The organism is Nocardiopsis alkaliphila YIM 80379 (assembly GCF_000341005.1).
GTDB lineage: Bacteria > Actinomycetota > Actinomycetes > Streptosporangiales > Streptosporangiaceae > Nocardiopsis > Nocardiopsis alkaliphila.
This window is the reverse complement of sequence record NZ_ANBD01000028.1, coordinates 25,670-35,169: the sequence shown is the minus strand read 5'-3', so window position 1 is coordinate 35,169 and position 9,500 is coordinate 25,670. Positions and strand designations below refer to the sequence as shown.

Annotated in this window: 10 protein-coding genes and 1 pseudogene; 2 read left to right on the top strand and 9 right to left on the bottom strand. The window is 68.7% G+C overall.

What is annotated here, in order from left to right; genetic code table 11:
* Positions 1 to 29: 29 nt before the first annotated feature.
* The 5 genes from D472_RS0103585 to D472_RS0103565 all read right to left on the bottom strand — a co-directional run bounded on the left by D472_RS0103585 (position 30) and on the right by D472_RS0103565 (position 4,325).
* Positions 30 to 992: an NAD-dependent epimerase/dehydratase family protein gene (locus D472_RS0103585; protein WP_017603133.1), complete on the bottom strand. Its 963-nt coding sequence runs from the start codon at positions 990 to 992 to the stop codon at positions 30 to 32.
* 225 nt (positions 993 to 1,217) lie between these two features.
* Positions 1,218 to 1,316, bottom strand: a complete 99-nt coding sequence (locus D472_RS27380; RefSeq protein WP_017603132.1) for a 30S ribosomal protein bS22 — start codon at positions 1,314 to 1,316, stop codon at positions 1,218 to 1,220.
* Between the two features lie 270 nt (positions 1,317 to 1,586).
* A complete protein-coding gene (locus D472_RS0103575) occupies positions 1,587 to 2,222 on the bottom strand; it encodes a histidine phosphatase family protein (RefSeq protein WP_017603131.1) in 636 nt (211 codons plus the stop codon).
* Positions 2,223 to 2,256: 34 nt separating this feature from the next.
* A complete protein-coding gene (hemL, locus tag D472_RS0103570) occupies positions 2,257 to 3,552 on the bottom strand; it encodes a glutamate-1-semialdehyde 2,1-aminomutase (RefSeq protein WP_017603130.1) in 1,296 nt (431 codons plus the stop codon).
* Positions 3,553 to 3,662: 110 nt separating this feature from the next.
* On the bottom strand, positions 3,663 to 4,325 hold the full coding sequence (locus D472_RS0103565) for a phosphatase PAP2 family protein (protein ID WP_017603129.1): 663 nt from the start codon (positions 4,323 to 4,325) through the stop codon (positions 3,663 to 3,665).
* A 273-nt stretch (positions 4,326 to 4,598) separates the two neighbouring features.
* Here D472_RS0103565 and rraA point away from each other — a divergent pair, with 273 nt between their 5' ends.
* Positions 4,599 to 5,081: a ribonuclease E activity regulator RraA gene (gene rraA / locus D472_RS0103560; RefSeq protein ID WP_017603128.1), complete on the top strand. Its 483-nt coding sequence runs from the start codon at positions 4,599 to 4,601 to the stop codon at positions 5,079 to 5,081.
* A 134-nt stretch (positions 5,082 to 5,215) separates the two neighbouring features.
* Here the strand turns inward: rraA and D472_RS0103555 are convergent, their stop codons facing one another.
* Entirely contained in the window at positions 5,216 to 5,482 is a 267-nt protein-coding gene (locus tag D472_RS0103555; RefSeq protein WP_152447890.1) for a hypothetical protein, read from the bottom strand.
* A 327-nt stretch (positions 5,483 to 5,809) separates the two neighbouring features.
* On the opposite strand from D472_RS0103555, the pseudogene D472_RS28065 reads away from it, so the two are divergent.
* Positions 5,810 to 5,905, top strand: a pseudogene (locus D472_RS28065) (DNA-binding response regulator); the annotation flags it as partial.
* Positions 5,906 to 5,911: 6 nt separating this feature from the next.
* Here the strand turns inward: D472_RS28065 and D472_RS0103545 are convergent.
* The 3 genes from D472_RS0103545 to D472_RS0103535 form a co-directional block, all read right to left on the bottom strand.
* Positions 5,912 to 6,565: a bifunctional DNA primase/polymerase gene (locus D472_RS0103545; protein WP_017603125.1), complete on the bottom strand. Its 654-nt coding sequence runs from the start codon at positions 6,563 to 6,565 to the stop codon at positions 5,912 to 5,914.
* Between the two features lie 92 nt (positions 6,566 to 6,657).
* Positions 6,658 to 7,656: a porphobilinogen synthase gene (hemB, locus tag D472_RS0103540; protein WP_017603124.1), complete on the bottom strand. Its 999-nt coding sequence runs from the start codon at positions 7,654 to 7,656 to the stop codon at positions 6,658 to 6,660.
* 88 nt (positions 7,657 to 7,744) lie between these two features.
* Positions 7,745 to 9,436, bottom strand: coding sequence for a bifunctional uroporphyrinogen-III C-methyltransferase/uroporphyrinogen-III synthase (locus D472_RS0103535; protein WP_017603123.1), 1,692 nt, complete (start codon positions 9,434 to 9,436; stop codon positions 7,745 to 7,747).
* Positions 9,437 to 9,500 lie beyond the last annotated feature (64 nt).

Sequence of the window (9,500 nt, the reverse complement as noted above, 5' to 3'; positions counted from 1 at the left end):
TCGGCGGCCGGACCACGGCCGCCGAGGCATCAACGACCCAGGGTGGCCCTGGCCAGGGCGATGACGTGCGTGGGGCGCAGGCCCGCGCCGCGACCACCACGTCCGGAGCCGTCACCACGAACGAAACCGTGGCGACTGTGCGCGTAGGCTTCGAAGGCCTCGATGGAACTGTAGGCGGGTGCCCAGTCCAGGGCGTTGCGCAGCCGGGAGGAATCCAGTCGGGAGGCGTGCACCCCGGCGTCGATCGCCCGGGCGGTGCTGGAGCTGGCGTAGTCGATCCGGCCGTGCTTGGCCACACCGCGCAGCACCTTCAGGCCGCGTGCGGGCACAGGGAGGCGCTGGCCACCGATCCGGCGCAGACAATGTGAGAGCGGGACGGTGTCCGTCCCGGAAACGTCGAAGAAGCCGGTCTGTTCGCTGAGTGCCATACGCACCAGCGCCTCTGCCCCATCATCCTCGTGCAGGAACTGCACATGCGGATCGCGACCCATCACGGTGGGAACGACTCGGGAGTCCATGTAACGGGTGAGGGGGGTGTCCACGGAGGGGCCGATGAGGTTCGCGAACTTCAAAACGGCCACGGACAGGTCCGGGCGACGGCGCTGGAGGGCTCTGGTGTGCCGTTCGACCTCGGCCGCGTCGTCGGCGTCCAGGGTCGCGCTGGAGCGCACCACGAGACGATGGACAGCTGCGGATCGTTGGGCCGCGCCCAGAACCCGCATGGTCCCGAGGAGGTTGTCCTCACGGTTGGGGCTCTTGGCGGTGTCCAGGCCCAAGTGCAGGATGAGATCGGCGCCGGACTCGGCGACGACCCGATCCAGGCTTCCGTCGTGCAGATCGACGTTTCGGCACTCGACTCCCGGGACACCGTTCACCGGTAGGGAGGAGTCCACACCGATCACCCGACGAACACCGGGCTTCTCGCTCAGGGCTTGGGCGACCCTGGCCGGGAGGGGGGTGGAGACCCCGGTGACGAGTACGACACGAGCCATGGCGACACGTTCCTTGGAAGGAGACGATGGTGGTCCGGGTGGCCTACGGGTCGTTCACCCACCGGGGTGAAGCGGCGACCGAGACCCGTTGAACCACAACCGTGGTCCACCCGGAAAATTCCATTGCTCTGCTCATGGCCGAGCAAAGGGGAAGGTGTCTCCGCGTCCGAGGGCTTGCCGGGGAGGCCGGCCCGCGCCCGCGGAGAGACGTTCGCCGCGAAGGTCCTACTTCTTGTTGCGACGCGCCACACGCGTGCGCTTGAGCATCTTGCGGTGCTTCTTCTTCGCCATCCGCTTACGACGCTTCTTGATAACGGAACCCATGGGATCACCTTCTCGCTGACGAGTGAGTACGGACACGCCGAACCACCGGTGACGAACACCTGTCGGCTCGGATGCGGTTACCGGACTCGCTATGGCCCACGCACGCGTGGTCGTGCGCGACCGGTGCGACCGGGGCGGCCCCGGGGAGGACAGCGTTGAGCACGCACGTCTACCGCACCCTCACTCAGCTTACCCGTGGGGAGGCTCCCACGGACACAACCCCGCTGGATCCACCTGCGGGGTGGCCCGGGTGGGCCACCCCCAGGCAGGTCAGGCTCCGGGGACGGAGGGGCCGCCCACGTAGAGTTCGGCCGCCGGTTCGGCATAGCCGACACTCGCCAGACGCTGGTCGACGAAGGTGAGCGAGGTGACGCTGGCCAGATTGCACTCGCGCCGATCCGGCCGGTCCCCCAGCCGCTTGCTCTCCGCTGCTCGGCGGGCCATCCAGATCGGCAGCTGGTGGCTGACGCACACCGCCTCCCGCCCCCAAGCGGCCCTGCGGACCACCTTGATGACCTCCACCATTCGGGCGACGACCTCTTGGTACGGCTCGCCCCAGGACGGTTTGAAGGGGTTGTAGAGCCGCCTGAGCACCTGGGGATCACGGGCCGAGGACGCGGACAGCGACATCCCCTCGAACTTGTTGGCCGCCTCGATGAGCCGATCGTCCAGGGCCACCGGCAGGTCGAACGCCTTCTGCAACGGAACCGCGGTCTCCTGAGCACGGTCCAGGGGCGAGGAGTACAGGGCCGCGATGTCGCGGCCTTCGAACCAGTCGGCGGCCAGTTCCGCCATCCGCTTTCCCCGGTCACTCAGGTGGTACTCGGGCAGCCGCCCGTAGAGGACCTTTCGGGGGTTGTACACCTCACCGTGGCGGAGCAGGTGGACGACGGTGGTCGTGGTCATCGTGGAAGTCTTTCTGTCCGGGGTCCGGGCACGGTCAGCTCTGGGCCTCGGCGGCGGCCCGGGCCGCCTTCGGCAAGGCGGCGACCACCCTGTCGATCGCGGCGTCGTCGTGCGCCGCCGAGAAGAACCAGGCCTCGAACGCGGCGGGCGGCAGGTAGACACCCTGTTCGAGCATGGCGTGGAAGAAGGCCGCGAACACCTTGGTGTCGGTGGTGCGGGCACCGTCGAAGTCGACGATCTCCCGATCGGTGAAGAACACCGTGAACAGGTTGCCTCCGTTCTGGACGCGGTGGGTCACCCCGGCCTCGGAGAGCGCCTCGGAGACCTCCGCCCCGACCTGGGCGGAGACCCGGTCGATGTGTTCGTAGACCTTCGGTGTGGCGCCACGCAAGGTGGCGAGGCCGGCCGCCGTGGCCAGCGGGTTCCCAGAGAGCGTGCCCGCCTGGTAGACGGGGCCGTTCGGAGCGAGCCGGTCCATGATCTCGGCCCGACCACCGAAGGCCGCCGCTGGCAGTCCTCCTCCCATGACCTTGCCGAAGGTCATCAGATCGGGGCTCACGCCCTCCAGGCCGTACCAACCGGAGGCGCTCGCCCGGAAACCGGTGAGGACCTCGTCCAGGATCAGCAATGCGCCGTTGGCGTGCGCGAGCTCCTTGAGGCGGGCGTTGAAACCGGCCTTGGGCGGGACCACGCCCATGTTCGCCGGGCAGGCCTCGGCGATGACGCAGGCGATCTCGTCACCGTGCTCGGCGAAGGCACGTTCCACCGCTTCGACGTCGTTGTAGGGCAGCACGATGGTGTCGGCGGCGCTGGCACCGGTGACACCCGGAGAGTCGGGCAACGCGAAGGTGGCCAGGCCGGAGCCGGCGGCGGCCAGGAGCGCGTCGACGTGCCCGTGGTAGTTGCCCGAGAACTTGATGATCTTGCCTCGCCCGGTGAAGCCACGGGCCAGGCGGATCGCCGACATGGTCGCCTCGGTACCGGAGTTGACCAGGCGTACCTTCTCGGCGGGAGTGCGTTCGACGATGAGTTCGGCGAGTTCGACCTCACCCGCCGTCGGCGCACCATAGGAGGTGCCGGCCTCGACCTGGCCGTGCAGGGCCTCGACCACGGCGGGATCGGCGTGGCCGAGGATGAGCGGACCCCAGGAGCAGACGAGGTCGACGTACTGGCGACCGTCGGAGTCCGTGAGGTAGGGGCCTTCACCCTTGACGAAGAACGGCGGGGTGCCGCCCACGGCACCGAAGGCGCGAACGGGCGAGTTCACACCGCCGGGGACGACGGCGGCCGCCCGTTGGAAGAGCTCTGCGGAAGTCTGTTGAGTACCCACCTCACCAGTGTGTCAGCTGTCCCTCCCAGCGTGACCATGACCCGCCCTCCGTTCGGATGGGCGTGTGCCCTGCCCCGGGTGGAGGGGACAGGGCACACGGTCTCGTGGTGTCAGGCCTTGGTGCGGTCGTCCTCGCGGATCTCCTCATGGTCGAGACCGGAGCTCGGAGCCTGGGCACGCAGGAGGGGACGCAGCACGTCGATCTCGGCGAGCTTGTCGACCAGAGCGGTCATCGGGCGAGCGGCCAGGAGGGAGACCAGGGTGGCGACGACGGCGCCGAGGAGCAGACCGACGGTGACGTCGTGCGGGTAGTGGGCGCCGACGAAGACCCGGGAGAAGGCTTCCAGGACGGCGAACAGGACCGCGGCGACGGCGAAGCGGCGCCAGGCGATGATCACCGCCGCGGCGGCCGCGCCGGCGATGGCGGCGTGGTTGCTGGGGAAGGACCAATCACCGATGGGGTCACAGGCGGCGATCACGGTCAGCTCGGTCATGGCCTGGCAGGGCCGCAACTGTTGGAAGAACGACTTGACCGTCACGCTGACGAAGTAGGCGATGACGGTCGCCACCGGAGCGAAGAGCGCCAGGCCGACCAGGCGTGAGCCGACGGAGCGGGCCTTCCACCAGGCCAGCAGGAACAGGACCGCGAACACACCGAGGAAGAGGTCGGTGCCCACTTCGGCGGCGCTCTGCATCCAGGGGTCGAGTTCGGCGGCGAACTCGATCACGGCCCGTGACCAGGCGGCGCTGATGGTGAAGATCTCGGAGACCATCTCTCTCCATTGGGGTCGTACGGGGAGAAGAGTCGCGCGTGCCGCAGGGGAAGGCCGGGCGACATTCCGGTGACGGGACTCCCACGGGCGAATGACGGGAAGTCCTCATCCTGTCATCAACTCGAGGCCCGCAGGACCGTCCCCCGAGCGAACCGACGAAAGGGACCCGGAGGGATCGACCAAGGAGACAGAAGGCCCCGGCGAAGGACCTGGGTTCTACCAGTGAGTAATTTGGTTGCGTCCACTCGTCTCTCTCCACGGACCGGAGCTGTCATGGCCACGAACTTCACCACGGCGGACCTGATCGACGACCACGGCGACACCCTGCGCAGCTGCTCCACGCAGTTCCGGCTCTACGGCGGGCACGAGGTCTTCTCCGGGCCGATCCGCACCGTGCGCTGCCATGAGGACAACGGGCTGGTCAAACAGATCCTCAACTCCCCCGGCGAGGGCGCCGTGCTGGTGGTGGACGGCAATGGATCCCTGCGCAGCGCCCTGATGGGCGACATGATCGCCGAGGCCGCGGTGCGCAACGGCTGGGCCGGGGTGGTCATCAACGGCGTGGTCCGCGACACCGTCGCCCTTGGGCGACTGGAGCTGGGGGTGAAGGCGCTGGGATCCAACCCGCGCAAGTCCCTCAAGGACGGGGCCGGGCGTCAGGACGTCCCGGTGACCTTCGGCGACGTCACCTTCGTCCCCGGCGAATGGCTCTACAGCGACCACGACGGCATCGTCGTCAACGAGACACGGATCTGAAACGAATCAGATATGAATGGCGAGGGTTAACAAAACCCTCGCCATTCACCTTCCCATCCACACCATACGCACTGGTGAGAACTTCGTGACTCACCCACGCCCGGGACCCACCTCGATGGCAGCGGCACCGCTTCTCATGAGTCGTCTTCGGATTTCCTCCGCCACTTTCGACTCCAAAGGAAGGGGAAGGCGCATCCGACGAGCACGGCGGGATTCACCAGCCCCACCAGGTAGGCGGCCACGACCGGGTCGGGAAGCAACAGGCCCGCCGCTGCGGTGACCACCCCGACCAGGAGGTTCCCCGGTCGCCGAGGCACCGTGCCGGCGACACGGCCATCGACACCCGTGTCGGTGATCACCTGGTCGGGCAGAGCGGACCACACGCGGACCGATACCACCATGAGCACCACCGCGCATTACCCAACGGGGGAAGGGGACCTCCCCTCCCGTTTTTATCTCCGATTCAGAGACGACCATTTCTCGCCTTCAAAAAACGGCGCCACGGCCTTCCCCTGGAGGCCACATCGCCCCCGAGGAATGCTTTGGGAATGGTTTTGCGAGACGGCACATATGCCAAATCAAATGGTCATTGGCATGGCCCTGGCCCATCTCCATGAAAGGGAAGCCAGATTATCGTCAAGCAATGACGAACGGCGTTCGCCCCCGATCCGTCCTCCTGGGTCGCCTTGCACGGAAGCCGCCCCCGGGTATTGGACCTGTTCTTCTGGGGCACGGCCAAGAACCACGTCACCAGCATCCTGCGCAAACTGGACCTGCGCGACCGTACGGCGCCGGCCCTGTGGGTCGGCCGCCGCCGTGCGTGAAACGGGTCAGGCTCCGGTGAACTCCTCGCTGGCGTCGGCCAGGATGTCCAGGACGGCGATGGGGTCGGGCAGGACCACCGAACGTTCGGCCTCGCGCGGGGTACGGATCCAGGTGACGCGCCCACCCGAGGCCAGGGCCGAGGGGGCGCCCAGGACGAAGCTGTCCCGGCAGTGCCAGCGCAGGCCCGGCATCTCCTCCACGACCTCGGGGTCGCAGTCCAAGTGGCAGGACCACCACTCGTCCTCGTCCACCGGGGATCGGGTCGCCACGAAGAACAGGTAACGCGAGTCCAGGGCGGCGACCGGCCCCGCAGGCACACCACTGCGTCCCATCCGGGCCAAGGCCATCACCCCGGCCTCCCGAGGCACGTCCAGCACGTCGAAGACGCGGCCGGTCGGCAGTACCACGTTGGCGTTCGGGTCGGCCGTCCACCAGCGACGGATCGTGTCCGAGTCGGTGCTGGCCTCCACTCCCCAGGCCGCGGTGACCGGATGCGCGGCCGGGTCGGGGCAGCCCATCCGGTCACAGGTGCACGCCCGGTCCTGTCCGGGCGCCGTGCCCCTGACCACCGGCCATCCCATATCCGCGTAGCGCAACGCCGAATCCAGCATGCTGTCCATGGCGTGGCGGCGTTTCCTGCGGTACAACACGTCGGCCATCCGAACTCCCCGGTCGACATCGATACGGACGCGGCCGGTGCGGAGTGGGCCCCGCGCCCGGCGGCCGCGACCGGGGCGTGAGCCGGTACGTGTCAGCGCAGCAGGCGTGCCGCCTCGGTGGCCCAGTACGTGAGGATCTGCTCGGCCCCCGCACGGCGGTAGGAGGTGAGGGTCTCCAGGATCGCCCTTTCCCGGTCCAGCCAGCCCTTTTCCGCCGCCGCTTCGATCATGGCGTATTCACCGCTGACCTGATAGGCCGACACTGGTACCGGGGAGGACTCCGCCACCTTGGCGACCACGTCGAGGTAGGCCAGGCCCGGTTTGACCATCACCATGTCCGCGCCCTCGGCCACGTCCAAGGCCACCTCGCGCAAAGCCTCGCGGACGTTGCCGGGATCCTGCTGGTAACCGGAGCGATCACCGAACCGCGGCGCGCCTTCGGCGGCCTCACGGAAGGGACCGTAGAACACCGAGGCGTACTTGGCGGCGTAGGCCAGGATGGGCACCTGGGTGAAGCCTCCACGGTCCAACCCGGCGCGGATCGCGGCCACCTGGCCGTCCATCATGCCGCTGGGCGCGACCACGGCGGCGCCGGCCTCGGCCTGGGCGGCGGCGATGGACGCGTACCGCTCCAGGGTGAGGTCGTTCTCGACGTGTCCGTCCGCCTCCAGCGGGCCACAATGACCGTGGTCGGTGTATTCGCACAGACACAGGTCGGCCATCACCACGATGTCCTCCCCGATCTCCGCCGCCAGATCGCGCAGGGCCACCTGGACCACACCGTTCGGGTCGTCGGCCTGCGAGCCCACGGCGTCCTTGTGTTCGGGGATACCGAACAGCATCAGTCCGCCGACCCCGGCCTCGACCGCCTCATGGGCGGCCTCGCGCAAGCTGTCACGGGTGTGCTGCACCTGGCCGGGCATCGAGGAGATCGCCACCGGTTCGGTCAGGCCTTCCTTGACGAACATCGGCAGGATGAGGTTCTCCGGAAGCACCCGGGTCTCCGAGACCAGGCGCCGCAGCGCCGACCCCCGACGCAGACGGCGTGGCCGGGCGACGGGGAAGGCGGCGTCGTGCTGGGCGGAGGTCATGGATGCTCCCGGATCATGGAGTGGACTTCGGTTCGGATGTCGGGCCCTCGTTCGGTCTCCTGGACCGGGTTCACGGCCCGCGACCGGATCAGAGCTTGCGGCGGCGACCGCGACGCTTCTGGCTCGGCTTCAGGATCGGCTTCCCGGCGTCGATCGCCTCCTGACGCTTGGCCGCACCATACTCCGCGAGGGCCTCCGCGAGGGCTTCGACCGATGCCTTGGGGGCCACGACGTCGACACGCAGACCGAACTCGATGGCGGTCTGTTCGGTTTCACGACCGATCACGGCGATCGCGGTGGTGTTGTGCGGCTTACCGGCGATGCCCACCAGATTACGGACCGTGGAGGAGGAGGTGAAGAGCACCGCGTCGAAACCACCGCCCTTGATGGCCTCGCGGATCGGCTGGGGCGGGGGCGCGGCGCGCACGGTCCGGTAGGCCGTGACGTCGTCGACCTCCCAGCCCAGGTCGACCAGGCCTGCGGACAGGACCTCGGTCGCGATGTCGGCGCGCGGCAACAGGACCCGCTCGATCGGGTCGATCTCGGCGTCGTAGGGCGGCCACACCGATACCAGACCCCGGCTGGACTGAACGTCCTCCGGCGGTGCCAGGTCCGGCTCGATACCGAAGTCACGAACGGCCTGCGCGGTGGCGTCACCGACGACGGCGACCTTGACCCCGGCGAAGGCCCGGGCGTCCAGACCATAGGACTCCAGGCGCTCACGGATGGCCTTGACCGCGTTGACGGAGGTGAAGGCGACCCACTGGTAGCGGCCGGTGACCAGGCCGCGCACGGCGCGCTCCATCTGTTGCGGGGTCCGGGGCGGCTCCACCGAGATGGTGGGCACCTCCTCGGGCACCGCGCCATGGTGACGAAGCTGTTCGGACAGACTGGCGGCCTGTTCCTTGGTCCGGGGCACCAGAACACGCCACCCGAACAGCGGTCGGGTCTCGAACCAGGACAGTTCGGACTGGCGTGCCACCGGAGCACCCACGATCATCAGCGCGGGGGCGGTGACGTGGTGGTTCTTGGCGTCGGTGGACTTGAGTTCGGCGACCAGGCGGGCCAGCGTGGAGGTCACGGTGGTCTGCTTGGTGGTACCGCCCGCGCGCACGACGGCGACGGGCGTGGTGGCCGGACGGCCGCCCGCGATGAGGGTCTTGCAGACCACGTCGAAGCCCGGCCCCTGGTGTTCGGGGGCTTCGCCCGCGGGTGCGTCCGCGCCCAGGATGACCAGGGGAGCGTCGCTCGCAGCGGCCTCTTGCCAGTCGACCTCCTTGTCACCGTGCGGACGCGCGTGCAGGACGCGCAGTTCGGGCGTGCCCTCCCCCAGGAGCGGTATCCCGCCGAAGGTGGGCACCGAGGTGATCGAGGACAGGCCCGGGGCGACCTCGACCTCGATGCCCGCCTCTCGACAAGCCGCGACGAGCTCGGCGCCACGGCAGCCGACGAAGGGGTCCCCCGAGTACAGGCGCACGACCCGCTGCCCCTCACGGGCACGGGTGATCGCCAAGGTGTTGATCTGCCCACCGCACTCGGTGGCCTCCACCACCGAGACGTCCTCGGGGCACAGGGCGAGGAGTTCCTCGCGGAAGGGGGCGAGCTCTTCCGCCGCGGGCTCGCGCAGGGTGATGACCACGTCGGCGCGACGCAACAGCTCGGCGGCGCGCAGAGTCAAAAGTTCGGCGCCGCCGGGACCGGAACCGATCAGGGCGACATGACCCCGCTGACGCGTGCTGCGACGCGGTTCCTCCGGTCGGGGGTTGGCGTTGGCGTTCACGTACTCGCTCCTCGTGTGTGGGTCGCCTGCGCCCCGGAGTGCGGTCTCCGGGGCGGTGACGGAC